We start from the raw sequence: 14,493 nt of genomic DNA, 5'->3' as shown, positions 1-14,493 counted from the left end.
TCGAGCAGATCAACCAGGCCATCACGCAGATGGACCAGGTCACACAACAGAACGCGGCGCTGGTCGAAGAGGCTTCGGCTGCGGCGCAATCGCTGCAGGAGCAGGCCGGCAGCCTCGTGCAGTCCGTCAGCATCTTCAAGCTCGATGCCAATGCCCTGGCCACGCGCACCAGCTTCACGCACCTGACGCCGATCCCCAGGCCCGCCGCCGCGGCCAAGCCGGCACCGAAGGGTCCGGCCAAGGCGCTCCCCTCGCGCCGTGAGCCGGGTGGCCGCCCCGCACCGCAGCTGGCCATGGCCGGCGACGCCAAGGGCGACTGGACGGAATTTTGATCTTCGGGTGTTCAACCTTGCCGCATCCGTGCCGATAACGAACCCATGGCGCCGCATCCCGCGGCGGGTTTGCTCCAGTTCCGAGAAAGAAGAAGCCAAATGAATTTGAAGAATCTGAAAATCGGCACCCGCCTGGGCTTCGGCTTCGCGGTGGTGCTGCTGCTGATGGCGGCCATCGCGGCCACGGGCATGCTGCGCCTGGGCAAGGTGGGCAAGGCCACGGAAGATCTGATGCAGAACGCGCTGGTCAAGGAGCGCCTTGCCAGCCAGTGGTCCAACCTGCTCGGACCAGCCATCGTGAACTCGTTCGCGATGGTCAAGGCAACGGACCCCAAGGTGGCGGCCTACTTCGAGAAGGGCCGGGCCGACAAGTCGGCGCTGATCAACCCTGTGCAGAAGAAGCTCGAGGAGCTGCTGACTTCCCCGGACGAGAAGAAGCTGTATGCCAACGTGGCCGACGCTCGCGCCATCGTGCTGCAGACCATCGGGCTGGTCAACAAGCTCAAGCTGGAAGGCAAGAACGAGGAGGCCATGGACCTGGCCGACAACAAGTTCGCGCCCGCGCTCGTCGTCTATGAGGAAGCAGTCGCCAAGCTCGCGGCGTACCAGCGCGACCGCATCGACGAACTGGCCAAGGACATCGAGGCCGACCATTCGACCGGCGAGACCGCGCTGCTGGCGCTGTCGGTCATCGGCTTGCTGCTCGGCGCCCTGTTGGCCTGGCGCCTGACGCTGGGCATCGTGCGACCCCTGGGGCAGGCCCTGCAGGTGGCCGAGACCGTGGCGGCCGGCGACCTGAGCACGAACATCAAGGTGGAAAGCCGCGACGAGGCGGGCCAGCTGATGCAGGCGCTCAAGAACATGAACGAGAGCCTGGCCAAGGTGGTGGGCGAAGTGCGTACCGGCACGGAGACGATCGCGACGGCTTCAGGGCAGATTGCTTCGGGCAACCAGGACCTGTCGTCGCGCACGGAACAGCAGGCAAGCTCGCTGGAGCAGACGGCTGCTTCGATGGAAGAGCTGACTTCGACCGTGAAGCAGAACGCCGACAACGCGCGCCAAGCCAACCAGTTGGCTGTGTCGGCCTCGGAAGTCGCGGTGAAGGGCGGCAGCGTCGTGTCGCAAGTGGTCGACACCATGGGCTCGATCAATGCGTCGTCCAAGAAGATCGTCGACATCATCGGCGTGATCGACGGCATCGCGTTCCAGACCAACATCCTGGCGCTGAACGCTGCGGTGGAAGCCGCCCGCGCAGGGGAACAGGGCCGTGGCTTCGCGGTAGTCGCCTCCGAAGTCCGCAGCCTCGCACAACGTTCTGCAGCGGCAGCCAAGGAAATCAAGACCCTCATCGGCGACTCGGTGGAGAAAGTCGAAGAGGGCAGCAAGCAGGTGGAAGAAGCCGGCCGCACCATGGACGAGATCGTCGGCAGCGTGAAGCGCGTGACGGACATCATGGGCGAGATCACCGCAGCGAGCCAGGAGCAGACCTCCGGCATCGAGCAGATCAATCAGGCCATCACGCAGATGGACCAGGTCACGCAGCAGAACGCTGCGCTGGTCGAAGAGGCTTCGGCCGCCGCCCAGTCGCTGCAGGAGCAGGCCGGCAGCCTCGTGCAGACGGTCAGCATCTTCAAGCTCGACGGCAATGCCGTTGCCAACGCGCGCCCCGGCTTCACCCGCATCACCCCCATTGCCAAGCCGGCCAAGCCGGCGCCTGCCGCGGCGAAGCGTCCGGCCAAGGCGCTGCCGACGCGCCGCGAGCCGGGCGGCGGCCCGGCGCCGCAACTGGCCATGGCCGGCGACGCCAAGGGCGACTGGACCGAGTTCTGACTCCGGCCCTCAAGTTTTGTCCGGCGCTGCCGATAGATACAAAGAAGGCGCCTTCGCGGCGCCAAACACACTCTCCAATTGACAGGTAAAGCCTTATGTCCGGAAGCATGTTCTACACAGGTCTGAGCGGCCTCGGCGTCGCCCGCACCGCGCTGATGACCACGGCCCACAACACCGCCAACGTCTACACGGCCGGCTACAGCCGCCAGGTGGCGGAGATTGCCACGGGCAGCGCCATTTCCAGCGGCTCGGGCTACATCGGCACGGGCGCCAACGTCACGACCGTCTCGCGCAGCTACGACCGCTACCTGACCGCGCAGCTTGCCAGCGCGCAGTCGAACTCGGTCGCGCTGGCCACCAACGGCACGCAGATCAACCGCATCGACACCCTGCTGGCCGACAAGACCTCGGGCATCTCGGCGCTGATGCAGAACTTCTTCACCAGCATCCAGGGCGTGGCCAACACCCCGGCCGACCCCGCCGCGCGCCAGCAGATGATCAGTTCCGCGCAGGCGCTGGCCAGCAAGTTCCGCTCGACCGACCAGTACCTGTCGGACCTGAACTCGTCGGTGAACGAGCAGATCGACGGCAGCGTCGACCAGATCAACACCTACGCCAGCAAGATCGCCGGCCTGAACCAGCAGATCAGCCAGGCCACGGCCATGGCCAGCGGCCAGCCGCCGAACGACCTGCTCGACCAGCGCGACCTGCTGGTGAGCCAGCTGAGCCAGGTGGTCGACGTCAAGGTGCTGCAGCAGGACAACGGCAAGTACAACGTGTTCATCGCCACCGGCCAGTCGCTGGTGGTGGGGGACTACGCCTCCCAGATGGTCTCGGTCAACTCGGCCGCCGACCCCACCCGCAAGGCGGTGGCGCTCAAGGGCTTCGGCGGCAACACCGCCGAGCTCGACGACGGCACCTTCAAGGGCGGCGTCCTTGGCGGCCTCATGACCTTCCGCAGCGAAACCCTCATTCCCACGCAAAATTCCATCGGCCGGCTCGCCATGTCGGTGGCCGATGCGGTCAATGCACAGCACAAGCTGGGCGTCGACCTGAACGGCGCGCTGGGCCAGAATTTCTTCAACCAGGCGGTGCCGGGCGTGATGTCCAACGCAAAGAACACAGGCAACCTCGAAATCGGCGCGTCGCTGACCGATGCCTCGAAGCTCACGACCAGCGACTACGACGTCAGCGTCACCAACGTGTCGGGCACGCTCACCTACACGGTCACGCGGCTGTCGGACAAGACGTCTATGGGCAGCTTCACCGCCTTCCCGATCAACTTCGACGGCGTGAGCCTCACCGCCGCCAGCGGCACCGCGCAGGCCGGCGACTCGTTCCTGGTGCAGCCGACCCGCACCGGCGCGCGCGACCTCGACGTGGCGGTGCGCGACCCCGCCAAGGTGGCGGCCGCGTCGCCGCTCGTCACCGGCAACACCGCGGGCAACAAGGGCAGCGCCGCGCTGGGTACCGCGACCGTCGACGCCTCCTACCCCGGCACGCCGCTGGCAGGCACGGTCACGCTGAGCTTCGACGCCGCCACGGGCAACCTGACGGGCTTTCCCGCGACCTCGGCCGTTTCGGTGACGCTGCCCAACGGCACCACCACCAACTACCCGGCCGGCACGCCCGTGCCCTACACCGCCGGCGCGAAGATGAGCTTCGACGGCGTCACCGTCAGCATGACCGGCGCGCCTGCCCAGGGCGACACCTTCAGCATCAAGAACAACACCTCGGGCGTGTCCGACGGCAGCAATGCGCTGCTGCTGGGCGCACTGCAGCGCAAGGCCGTGATGGCCAACGGCACGTCGACCTTCAACGGCGCGTATTCGCAGCTGGTCAGCGAAGTCGGCAACCGGGCCATGGCCGTCAAGGTGGCTGCGGCCACGCAAGACAGCGTGACCGGCCAGATCAAGGCCAGCCAGCAAGCCGTCTCGGGCGTCAACCAGGACGAGGAAACCGCCAACCTGCTGATGTTCCAGCAGATGTACCAGGCCAACGCGAAGGTGATCCAGACCGCCTCGACCATGTTCGACGCGATCCTCGGCATCCGCAGCTGAGCCGTTTCACCGAAGCACAGAATCCAGGAGCCGCGATGCGCATCAGCACCTCATCCTTCTACGAGCAGAACGTCAGCGCCATGGGCCTGCAGCAGCAGAAGCTGTTCAAGGTCCAGCAGCAGCTGGCGACCAATTCCAAGTTCCTGTCCGCCGGCGACGACCCGGTCGGCGCGGCGCGCTCCCTGGGCGTCAGCCAGACGCTGTCGGAAAACGCGCAGTACGCCACCAGCCGCCAGCGCGCGAGCCTGGCGCTGTCGACCGAAGAGAACGCGCTGAACTCGGTGACTTCGATCCTGCAGAACATCAAGACGCTGACGGTGAACGCCGGCAACGGCACGCTCACCGATGCCGACCGCGCCTCGCTCGCCACCACCATCCAGAGCGCCTACGACCAGCTGGTGGGCGTGGCCAACACCGACGACGGCAACGGCCAGTACCTGTTTGCCGGCTTCAAGAGCGGCAGCCCGCCGTTCGTGGCGGCCGCCGGCGGCGGCGTGCAGTACGTGGGCGACCAGGGCCAGCGGCTGATGCAGGTCGACGTGTCGCGCCAGATGTCCACGGGCGACGACGGCCGCAGCATCTTCCAGTCGGTGCAGGGCGGCGCGGGCTACGTGGCTTCGAGCGCGGCCAGCAACACCGGCAGCGCCGTGTTCGGCTCCATCAGCATCGCCGACGCCACGGCAACGAACTACGGCAAGGACTTCACCATCACCTTCAACGGTGGCAACTACACCGTGATGACCAAGGACGTGCCGCCCGTGGTGGCCGGCGCCGGTGCGTACACGGCGGGCTCGCCCGTCAACTTCGGCGGGGTGCAGGTCAAGTTCACCGGCAAGCCGGCGGATGGCGACAGCTTCGACGTGTCGACCGCGCAGAACGCCGGCACCGACGTGTTCGCGGCCATCGGCCAGCTGGTGACCGCGCTGCGCACGCCGCTGGCCGGCGGCGGCGAGGCCGCCCAGGCGCAACTGCAGAACGCGCTGGCCACGGCCAACCGCAAGGTGACGAATGCGCACGACAACGTGCTGACGGTGCTGTCCTCGGTCGGCTCGCGGCAGACGGAACTCGATGCGCTGGACAGCGGCGGTGCCTCGCGCAAGCTGCAGGAAGAGTCTTACCTGTCTTCCATCGAGGACCTGGACCCGTACAGCGCGATCGCCGAGTTCTACCAGCGCCAGTCTTCGCTGCAGGCAACGCAGATGACCTTCGCCAAGCTGAACAGCATTTCGCTATTCAACTACCTGTGAGCGGCGGGGGGACAATCGGGGGAGTTCCATTCGACACCCCACGACCATGCCCCGCCTAGACGACCCCCTCCACGACGCAGAAATCGGCTCCCGCGACAGCACGCTGGACACCACCCGCATCGACGACGTGCGCATCGGCGCCGTCCGTCCGCTCATGACCCCCGCGCTGCTGCAGGAGCGCGTGCCGGTGCGCGACAACACCCTGGCGCTGGTCGAAGGCAGCCGCGCGGCCATTGCCGACGTGCTGCACGGCCGCGACGACCGGCTGGTGGTGGTGGTCGGCCCCTGCTCCATCCACGACCACGACCAGGCCATCGAATACGCACAGCGCCTGAAGAAGCTCGCCGATTCGCTGCAGGACGACCTGCTGATCGTGATGCGCGCCTACTTCGAGAAGCCGCGCACCACCGTCGGCTGGAAGGGCTACATCAACGACCCGCACCTGGATGGCAGCTTCGCCATCAACGAGGGCCTGGAGCGCGCGCGGCGCCTGCTGCTCGAGCTGACCACGCTGGGCCTGCCGACCGGCACCGAATTCCTCGACCTGCTGAGCCCGCAGTTCATTGCCGACCTGATTGCCTGGGGTGCCATCGGCGCGCGCACCACCGAGAGCCAGAGCCACCGGCAGCTTGCTTCCGGCCTGAGCTGCCCGGTCGGCTTCAAGAACGGCACCGACGGCAGCGTGAAGGTCGCGGCCGACGCCATCCTCGCGGCCCGCGCGCCGCATGCCTTCATGGGCATGACCAAGATGGGCATGGCCGCGATCTTCGAGACGCGCGGCAACGACGACTGCCACGTCATCCTGCGCGGCGGCAAGGCGCCCAACTACTCGGCGGCGGACGTCGCGGCCAGCTGCGAGGCGCTGCTGGCGAACGGCCTGCGGCCCCAGGTCATGGTCGACGTTTCGCACGGCAACAGCAGCAAGCAGCACCAGCGCCAGATCGTCGTCGCCGAAGACGTGGCCGCGCAGATCGCGGCCGGCGAGCGGCGCATCACCGGCATCATGATCGAGAGCCATCTCGAGGAAGGCCGGCAGGACCTGTCGCCGGGCGTGCCGCTGAAGCACGGCGTCTCCATCACCGATGCCTGCATCGGCTTCGCGCAGACGGTGCCGGTGCTCGAGGGGCTGGCGACGGCGGTCAAGGCGCGGCGCCGCTCGGCCAAGGGCTAGGCTAGAGCTAAGGCCGCAGCCCCTGCGTGAACCGCAGCATGTTCGCGATCCCCTGCGCGAACCGCGGTTCCAGGAACGCCGCCAGGTTCGGCATCAGCAGCTGCAGCATGAAGATGCCCGCCAGCAGCGTGAGCGGGAAGCCCACCGCGAAGATGCTGAACTGCGGCGACGCGCGGTTCAGGATGCCCATGGCCAGGTTCAGCGTGAGCAGCGCGGTGATGAGCGGCAGCGACAGCAGCAGCCCGCTGGCGAAGATCTCTCCCGCTGCCAGCACCAGGAACATCCATCCTCCCGCCACCAGCGGCCCGTCCGAGATGGGCAGCGTGGCGAAGCTGTCGGCCAGAGCGTTCACGATCAGCAGGTGCCCATCGAGCGCAAGGAAGATCAGCGTCGCCAGCATGTTCAGCAGTCTCGAGACCACCATGGTGCTGCCGCGGCTCATGGGGTCGTAGAAGGACGCGAACGACAGGCCCATCTGCAGGCCGATGTATTCGCCCGCCGCCAGCACGGCGGTGAACACCATCCGCATCGCGAAGCCCATGGCCATGCCGATGAGCACCTGCTGCACGATGATCCACAGCCCGCCGGCGGACACCACGGGCACCGCCGGAAACGGCCCGATGAGCGGCGAGATCACCAGCGTGAGCATGGCGGCAATGCCCACCTTGACCTGCCTCGGCACCCAGGACTCCGCGAAGATGGGCGCGGTGCTCACCAGCGCGAGCATGCGCACGAAGGGCCACAGGAAGGCCACCACCCAGCCCTCGAGCTGGCCCGAAGTGACGGAGAAGATCGACGGCGTCACGCCAGCATCTGCGGGATGCCGGCGAACAGCGCGCGCATGTAGTCGAGCATGCGGTCGAGCATCCACGGCCCGGCGATGACCAGCGTCGCGAACACGGCGAGCAGCTTGGGAATGAAGGAGAGGGTGGCCTCGTTGATCTGCGTGGCCGCCTGGAAGATGCTGACGATCAGGCCGATGACGAGCGCCACCAGCAGCAGCGGGGCGCCCAGCAGCAGCGAGATTTCCATGGCCCGATGGCCCATGGTCATGACTGATTCGGGTGTCATGTGGCGGTCCTGCCTAGAGATAGAAGCTTTGCGCGAGCGCGCCGATCATCAGCTGCCAGCCGTCGGCCAGCACGAAGAGCATCAGCTTGAAGGGCAGCGCGATGGACGCGGGCGGCACCATCATCATGCCCATCGACATAAGCACGCTGGCCACCACCAGGTCGATGATGAGGAACGGTATGAAGATGGTGAAGCCGATCTGGAACGCGGTCTTCAGCTCGCTGATGACGAAGGAGGGCAGCAGTATGCGCAGCGGCACGTCTTCGGGGCCCTGCATCTCGGGCGCCTTGGCGAGCCGGGCGAACAGGGCCAGGTCGGTCTCGCGGGTCTGCTTGAGCATGAAGGTCTTGAAGGGCGCGATGCCGCGCTCCAGCGCCTTTTCCGCGCTGATCTTGTTCTCCGAGAAGGGCTGGTAGGCCTCGGTGTAGGCCTTGTCGAACACCGGCGACATCACGAAGAAGGTGAGGAACAGCGAAAGCCCCACCAGGATCTGGTTGGGCGGCGAGGTCTGCGTGCCGATGGCCGTGCGCAGCAGGCCGAGCACGATCAGGATGCGCGTGAAGCTGGTCATCGACAGCAGCAGCGCGGGCAGGAAGGTGAGCGAGGTCAGCAGCACCAGCGTCTGCACGCTCAGCGACCAGGTCTGGCTGCCGGCGGGGCCGGGGGTGCTGGTGAGGCCGGGCAGGCCCTGGGTCCAGGCGGCGAGGGGCAGCGTGGCGGCGAGCAGCAACAACGCGGCGCGCAGGCCGCGGCGCAAGGCGGTATGCGTCATGGAGCGGAGTGCGCCTTGCCCGAGAGGGATTCGCGCAGCTTGCGGGCAAAGAGTTCGACCGGACTGTTCGTGCCGGCGGCCGGCGCCGCGGCATGGTGGTCCGGGGCCGATGCCTGGGCAGGCAGCGTGTGCAGCGTGTTCACATGGGTCGCGGTAACGCCGAGCACCACCCAGGTGCCGGCAACCTCGATCACCACCACGCGTTCGCGCTGGCCGACCATGGCGCTGGACACCACTTTCACATGCTGGCCGCCGCCCAGGCGCTGCAGCCCGAAGCGGCGCGCGAGCCAGGCGCACAGGAAGATCAGCCCGACCACCACCGCCATGCCGAAGCCGGCCTGCAGCAGGCTGCCGGCACCGACGGCCGACGGCGCGGCCGCGGCGGCTTCGTGCGTGGGCGAGGGCACGGTGGGCAGCGCGGCGTGCGCGCCCCGTGCGCAGAGCAGCAACAGCAGGGCCGGCGCCGCCGCGCCCCATGCAGGCAGGTGCCGGCGCAGGTTCATGAGCGGGCGAGCTTCTGCATGCGCTCGGACGGGGTGACGATGTCGGTCAGGCGGATGCCGTATTTCTCGTTCACCACCACCACTTCGCCTTGCGCGATCAGGTAGCCGTTGATCAGCACGTCCAGCGGCTGGCCGGCCAGGCCGTCGAGCTCGACCACCGAGCCCTGCGACAGCTGCAGCAGGTTCTTGATGGTGATGCGGGTGCGGCCGATCTCGGCGGTCAGCTGCACCGGCACGTCGAGCACGCGCGCGATGTCCACCGGGCCGGCGCCCGGGTTCGCGGCGGCGGGCGTGTCCTGGATCTGCTGGAAGACCTGCGCGGTGGCGGGTGCCACGGCGGCTGCTGCTGCGGCTGCCTGGGCGTCCTGCACCGGCGCGGGCGCGGTGGCGGCCGTCTGCTCGGCCAGGGCGGCAGCCCAGTCGTCCGCGTCGCTGCTGGCGGAAGAGTTGTTGTCAGTCATGGTCGTTCTTCAAATCGCTGTCTTGGTGGGAGATCATTTGTTGCACGCGCAGTGCGTAGCGCTCGTTCGAGGTGCCGTAGCCGCACTCCATCACCGGCACGCCGCCGACCTTGGCGACGACGGTCTCGGGCAGCTCGATGGGAATCACGTCGCCGACCTGCAGCTTCATGACTTCGCCCAGCGTCGAGGGCATGGTCACGAAGTCGGCCACCAGTTCGACGTCTGCGGCCTGCATCTGGCGCGACATCTGCTTGACCCAGCGCTTGTCGATCTCGACCTCGTCCTGGATCGGGTTGGACAGCAGGTCGCGGATCGGTTCGATCATCGAGTAGGGCAGGCACACGTGCAGGAAGCCGCCGATGGGGCCGAACTCGATCTGCAGCGTGGTGTTGATCACCACCTCGTTGGGCGCCACGATGTTGGCGAGCTTGCCGTGCATCTCGGCGCGCACGTAGTCGAAGTCCAGCGGGAACACGGGCTGCCACGCTTCGCCGTAGCACTGCAGCGAGATGTCGAGCAGGCGCTTGATGATGCGTTGCTCGGTGCGCGTGAAGTCGCGGCCTTCCACGCGCACGTGGTAGCGGCCGTCGCTGCCGAAGAGGTTGTCCACCACGAGGAACACCAGCTTCGGGTCGAACACGAAGAGGGCCGTGCCGCGCAGCGGCTTCATGTGGATCATGTTGATGTTCGCGGGCACCGGCAGGTGCCGCACGAACTCGCCGAACTGCTGGATCTGGACCTGCCCCACCGAGATGTCGGGGCTGCGGCGCATGAAGTTCAGCAGCGCGCCGCGCAGGCCGCGCGCGAAGCGGTCGTTGATGACCTCCAGCGTGTGCATGCGGTTGCGCACCACGCGGTCGGGCGCGCCGAGGTCGTAGGCCGGCAGGCCGTCCTTGGGCGGGGGCGGCGGAGCCGACGACTGGTCGATGTCTCCGCCGGTGACGCCTTGCAGGAGAGCATCGACCTCGTCCTGGGAAAGCACCTGTTCATACGCCATGGGTCGCTTGTCTGGAGGAAAGGGTGGTCACTGCACGACGAACGTGTTGAACGAGACGCTGGCAATGCCCAGTTCGGGCGCGCCGGCGCTCAGCGGTGCGCTCAGCGCCTTGCGGATCTCCTCGGCCAGCCTGGCCTTGTCTTCCGGCGACACGACCGAGTCGGGCGAACGGTTGGACAGCAGCATCAGCAGCCGGCTGCGCACCTCGGGCATGAACTCGACGAGCTGGGCCTTGGTCTGCTCGTCGCGCACGCGCAGCGCCATGCCGACCTGCAGGAAGCGGCCGCGGCCCTCGGACTGCAGGTTGACCGTCACCGGATCGAGCATCAGATAGATCGGCTTCTGGGGCACCGGCGCCTTGGCGGTCTCGGCGGTGGCGGGCGTGCCCATGAAGCGGGGAACGAGCACGTAGGCGGCCGCGCCCACGGCGACGAGGCCGACGGCGAGCAGCAGCCCGATCATCAGCTTCGAGGAGCGGCGGGAGCCCGGTTCGGCGGGAATGGCGTTGGCGGCGGAAGAGGAGGTAGCCATGGTGAAGCGTTTAACTTGTCCGATCTATTCTTTGCGAAGTCCCTCCTGGATGAACGGCCGAACAAGCGCGAAAAGACGCTTCACATCCGTTCATTGCGCGGCACCGGTGAGGGCGCCGCCGCGGGCGGGGGCAGGTATGGGTTGTCGCCTCAGGCGAAGGTGTCGACCCCCGAGCGCGCGGTGTTGCTGGCAAGGCTGGCGCGCGCGGGCGCCACGGGTTCGGCCGCCGCGCTGTTGCCGGCACGGCCGGCGCCGGGGTAGGCCGGCGCGCCTTGCTGGCGGGCCGTCTGCTGCTGCTGTTGCTGGTTCTGCTGCGCGAAGGCCGCGTCCTGGCCGAAGGGCTGGCGGGTTTCCGCGCCCACGGAGGTCTGGCCCAGCGTGATGCCCTGCTCCGAGAGCGAATTGCGCAACTGCGGCAGCGCGGCCTCCACGGCCTTGCGCACGCTTTCATGCGCCGACACGAACATGGCCTGCGCCTGGTTGTCGCCGATCGACAGCGTGACCTTCAGCGGACCGAGCCCGGCGGGGTTGAGGTTGAGCTCGGCCGTGTGATGGCCGGTGGTGCTCATGCGCGCCAGCTGCTGGCCGAGCGCCGGTGCCCACTTCTCGCTGCCGACTTCGGGGGCGACGGTGTACGCGCCCGGGCGCGTGGCCTGGCCGGTGTCGGCGCTGCGTTCGGCCGGGGCGGCCACCGTGGCGGCCTGCTGCGTGGCGATGGGCGTCGCGGCGGGTTGTGCGTCGTCGCCGCCGGTGGATGCGGCGGCGGCAGCAGCGGCCACGGGCAGCGCGGCGGCCTTGGTGTCTTCGGCGGAAGCCTTCGGCTGCGCCGCGCCTGCCAGCTGCTCGGCCGTGGCGGCGCTCGCCGTGGTGCGTGCGGAGGCGCGGCCCGAAGCCGCCGTGCCGGCCGGCGCGCCTGCGGCCGCGGCGGGCTTGGTGGCACCCACGGCGATGGTCTGCGCCGCGACGGCCGCGCTGGCGATGTCGTGCAGCGGCGTGGCCGGGGTGTCGTCGGCAGCCGGCTGGCTGGCGGCCGCGCCCGGCCTGGCGGCGGCGTCCCTGGCCGCGGCCTGGAGGTCGGCGGCCTTCGCGGCATCGGGCGCGGCCTTGGCGTCCGCGCTTGGTGCGGCGCCCTCGGGCAGCGGTTTGGCCAGCGGGTCCTGCACGGCGGCTTCCAGCGGCGAGTCGGCGGCGGCCGCGACCGTGGCCGTGCCAGCGGCATCGGCGCCGCGCGCGGCCTTCGCGCTGGCGCGTCCCGCCAGCGTCAGCGCGTGCAGCGGCGTGTGCGCCGGCGCCAGGAAGGCGAGGTTCGGGTCGGCCGGCAGCGGGGCATCTTTGGTGTCGTCGTCGATGCCGGGCCTGCGCACGGTCTTGCGGTCGGCGGAGGCGACGTCGCTGGCCGGCGCTGCGCCGTCCTGCGGCGTGGCCGCGGCATTGCGGCTGCCGGCCCGCGAGCGCTCGAGCGCGGCGCCGAAGCTGGCGCCTTGCGCGTCGTCCGCGCCACGGCCTCGCTGGCCGGCCTGGGCGGCCGAAGAAGTCGCAGAAGACCCGTTGGCGGCGACGGAGGGCGTGATCATGGGTGGCATGTCGGTTCCTGGAGATTCAAAGGGTCGGATGCGATGCGCGGTCGAAGAACTTGCGCGCCGCGCGTTCGTCGCTGTCGCGCTGCTCGCGCTTGGCCTCGGCCATCAGTTCCTGCATGCGCACGCGCTCGGCCAGGGTGTCGAAAGAGCTCAGGCGGCGCTTCTGGTGCTGCCAGTCGGTGCGGCCGTTGTCGAGCCGGGTCTCGGTCTGCGCGGCGATGGCGCGCTGCTGCTCGATGGCGCCGTCGAGCGTGCCGAGGAAGTTGCGGTAGTTGCGCCACTGCGAAGAGGGCAGGCCGCCGCGCATCAGCGCGTCGAGCTGGTCGTGGTAGTCCTGCCGGTACTGCAGCAGCAGTTCCAGCTTCTGGCTGGCGTTGAGGTGTGCGCTCTGCAGGGCGCCAAGGCGCCGCGCAGCATCGTCAGTCTGCGTGTGCGCCAGGTCGATCAGCATGCCGAGGGGGAGCTTGCGTGTCATGTCTGGAACTTCTTGGTGTTGGGTGTCCTGGAGTCGAAGCCTTGCGTGGACGCGGGCTCGGGCACGAAGAGGTGCTCGAGCTGCGCGATCGCGTCTTCATAGCCCGTGCGTTCGTCCATCGACTGCTGCAGGAAGGCCTCGATGCGCGGGTACATCGCGATCGCCTTGTCCAGCTGCAGGTCGTGGCCGGGCGCGTAGGCGCCCACGCTGATCAGATCGCGGTTGCGCTGGTAGCGCGACAGCATCTGCTTGAAGCGGCGCACCGTGTCGAACTGCGAGGACGGGATCAGCGCGGTCATGGCGCGGCTGATGGAGGCCTCGATGTCGATGGCCGGGTAGTGCCCGGCTTCGGCCAGCGTGCGCGAGAGCACCACGTGCCCGTCCAGGATGGCGCGCGCCGAGTCCGCGATCGGGTCCTGCTGGTCGTCGCCTTCGGACAGCACCGTGTAGAAGGCGGTGATGGAGCCGCCGCGCCCCTGCGCGTCGCGCGAGCCGTTGCCGGCGCGTTCCACCAGCGCGGGCAGCCGCGCGAACACCGAAGGCGGATAGCCCTTGGTGGCGGGCGGCTCGCCCACGGCCAGCGCGATCTCGCGCTGCGCCATCGCGTAGCGGGTGAGCGAGTCCATGATGAGCAGCACGTCCTTGCCGCGGTCGCGGAAATACTCGGCCAGGCAGGTGGCGTAGGCCGCGCCCTGCAGGCGCAGCAGCGGCGAGTTGTCGGCCGGCGCCGCCACCACCACGGCGCGCGCCAGGCCTTCCTCGCCCAGCGTGTTCTCGATGAAGTCCTTCACCTCGCGGCCGCGTTCGCCGATCAGTCCGACCACGATGACTTCGGCGCTGGTGTAGCGCGCCATCATGCCCAGCAGCACGCTCTTGCCCACGCCGGAGCCGGCGAACAGGCCCATGCGCTGGCCGCGGCCGACGGTGAGCATGGCGTTGATGGCGCGCACGCCGACGTCGAGCACCGAATCGATGGGCGCGCGCGACAGCGGGTTGATGGGCGGCGAACTCAGCGGCACCTTGCGCGCCACGTCGAGCGGGCCGAGCCCGTCGAGCGGGCGGCCGGCCGCGTCGACCACGCGCCCGAGCATGCCTTCGCCCACCGGCAGGCGCTTGGTGTGGGCGTCGCCGCTGGTGCCGGGCTCGGTGGCGCCGGGCCGCGCGAACACGCGCGCGCCGGGCAGCAGGCCCGCCACTTCGGTCTGGGACATCAGGAACAGGCGGTCGCCGGCGAAACCAACAACCTCGGCCTCCGCATGGCGCTGGGCGTTGCCGGGCGGCAGCTCGATCAGGCAGTCGCTGCCCACGGGCAGCTGCAGGCCGACGGCTTCCAGCACCAGGCCGACCGCGCGCGTGAGGCGGCCCGAGGCGGTGGTGGTTTCGCAGCGCGCGACATTGCCGCGCGCCTTCTCCAGCGCGGCGCGCACCGTCTGCAGATGGGGGTTGGCGGTGGCGGTCTGCAT

Annotated in this window: 14 protein-coding genes and 1 pseudogene; 5 read left to right on the top strand and 10 right to left on the bottom strand. The window is 68.8% G+C overall.

Annotated features, from left to right (window positions below):
• The 5 genes and pseudogenes from QRN67_RS32675 to QRN67_RS32655 all read left to right on the top strand — a co-directional run.
• Positions 1-332: pseudogene (locus QRN67_RS32675) on the top strand (methyl-accepting chemotaxis protein); the annotation flags it as partial.
• Between the two features lie 99 nt (positions 333-431).
• Positions 432-2,162: a methyl-accepting chemotaxis protein gene (locus QRN67_RS32670; RefSeq protein ID WP_285415183.1), complete on the top strand. Its 1,731-nt coding sequence runs from the start codon at positions 432-434 to the stop codon at positions 2,160-2,162.
• A gap of 107 nt (positions 2,163-2,269) precedes the next feature.
• Positions 2,270-4,222, top strand: coding sequence for a flagellar hook-associated protein FlgK (flgK, locus tag QRN67_RS32665; protein ID WP_285415181.1), 1,953 nt, complete (start codon positions 2,270-2,272; stop codon positions 4,220-4,222).
• Between the two features lie 35 nt (positions 4,223-4,257).
• Complete coding sequence (flgL, locus tag QRN67_RS32660) at positions 4,258-5,469, top strand: flagellar hook-associated protein FlgL (protein ID WP_106937121.1); 1,212 nt, start codon at positions 4,258-4,260, stop codon at positions 5,467-5,469.
• A gap of 46 nt (positions 5,470-5,515) precedes the next feature.
• Complete coding sequence (locus QRN67_RS32655) at positions 5,516-6,640, top strand: 3-deoxy-7-phosphoheptulonate synthase (protein ID WP_285415179.1); 1,125 nt, start codon at positions 5,516-5,518, stop codon at positions 6,638-6,640.
• A gap of 7 nt (positions 6,641-6,647) precedes the next feature.
• Here QRN67_RS32655 and fliR read toward each other — a convergent pair whose 3' ends face one another.
• The 10 genes from fliR to fliI form a co-directional block, all read right to left on the bottom strand.
• Positions 6,648-7,433 (bottom strand): flagellar biosynthetic protein FliR, encoded by a 786-nt coding sequence (fliR, locus tag QRN67_RS32650; protein ID WP_503010966.1) that lies wholly within the window; start codon positions 7,431-7,433, stop codon positions 6,648-6,650.
• A gap of 8 nt (positions 7,434-7,441) precedes the next feature.
• A complete protein-coding gene (fliQ, locus tag QRN67_RS32645; protein ID WP_081265887.1) occupies positions 7,442-7,711 on the bottom strand; it encodes a flagellar biosynthesis protein FliQ in 270 nt (89 codons plus the stop codon).
• A gap of 13 nt (positions 7,712-7,724) precedes the next feature.
• A complete protein-coding gene (gene fliP / locus QRN67_RS32640; RefSeq protein WP_285415174.1) occupies positions 7,725-8,483 on the bottom strand; it encodes a flagellar type III secretion system pore protein FliP in 759 nt (252 codons plus the stop codon).
• On the bottom strand, positions 8,480-8,986 hold the full coding sequence (fliO, locus tag QRN67_RS32635) for a flagellar biosynthetic protein FliO (protein WP_081265885.1): 507 nt from the start codon (positions 8,984-8,986) through the stop codon (positions 8,480-8,482). Before fliO ends, fliP begins: the two co-directional genes overlap by 4 nt.
• Positions 8,983-9,447 carry a flagellar motor switch protein FliN gene (fliN, locus tag QRN67_RS32630; protein ID WP_285415172.1) on the bottom strand — a complete coding sequence of 155 codons (465 nt, stop codon included), beginning with the start codon at positions 9,445-9,447 and terminating at the stop codon, positions 8,983-8,985. Before fliN ends, fliO begins: the two co-directional genes overlap by 4 nt.
• On the bottom strand, positions 9,440-10,444 hold the full coding sequence (gene fliM, locus QRN67_RS32625; protein WP_081265883.1) for a flagellar motor switch protein FliM: 1,005 nt from the start codon (positions 10,442-10,444) through the stop codon (positions 9,440-9,442). Before fliM ends, fliN begins: the two co-directional genes overlap by 8 nt.
• 27 nt (positions 10,445-10,471) lie before the next feature.
• The gene (gene fliL, locus QRN67_RS32620) at positions 10,472-10,975 is read right to left on the bottom strand and encodes a flagellar basal body-associated protein FliL (protein ID WP_285415169.1); all 504 of its coding nucleotides are present in this window, start codon (positions 10,973-10,975) and stop codon (positions 10,472-10,474) included.
• Between the two features lie 149 nt (positions 10,976-11,124).
• Positions 11,125-12,558: a flagellar hook-length control protein FliK gene (locus QRN67_RS32615; RefSeq protein WP_285415167.1), complete on the bottom strand. Its 1,434-nt coding sequence runs from the start codon at positions 12,556-12,558 to the stop codon at positions 11,125-11,127.
• A 16-nt stretch (positions 12,559-12,574) separates the two neighbouring features.
• Positions 12,575-13,030, bottom strand: coding sequence for a flagellar export protein FliJ (gene fliJ, locus QRN67_RS32610; RefSeq protein ID WP_106937127.1), 456 nt, complete (start codon positions 13,028-13,030; stop codon positions 12,575-12,577).
• Positions 13,027-14,493 (bottom strand): flagellar protein export ATPase FliI, encoded by a 1,467-nt coding sequence (gene fliI / locus QRN67_RS32605; protein ID WP_081271457.1) that lies wholly within the window; start codon positions 14,491-14,493, stop codon positions 13,027-13,029. The genes fliJ and fliI overlap by 4 nt, the downstream gene beginning before the upstream one ends.

Source organism: Variovorax sp. efr-133-TYG-130 (assembly GCF_030208835.1).
Taxonomy (GTDB): Bacteria; Pseudomonadota; Gammaproteobacteria; order Burkholderiales; family Burkholderiaceae_C; genus Variovorax.
Note: the sequence above shows the minus strand (reverse complement) of the source record. Positions and strands in the feature narration are given on the sequence as shown.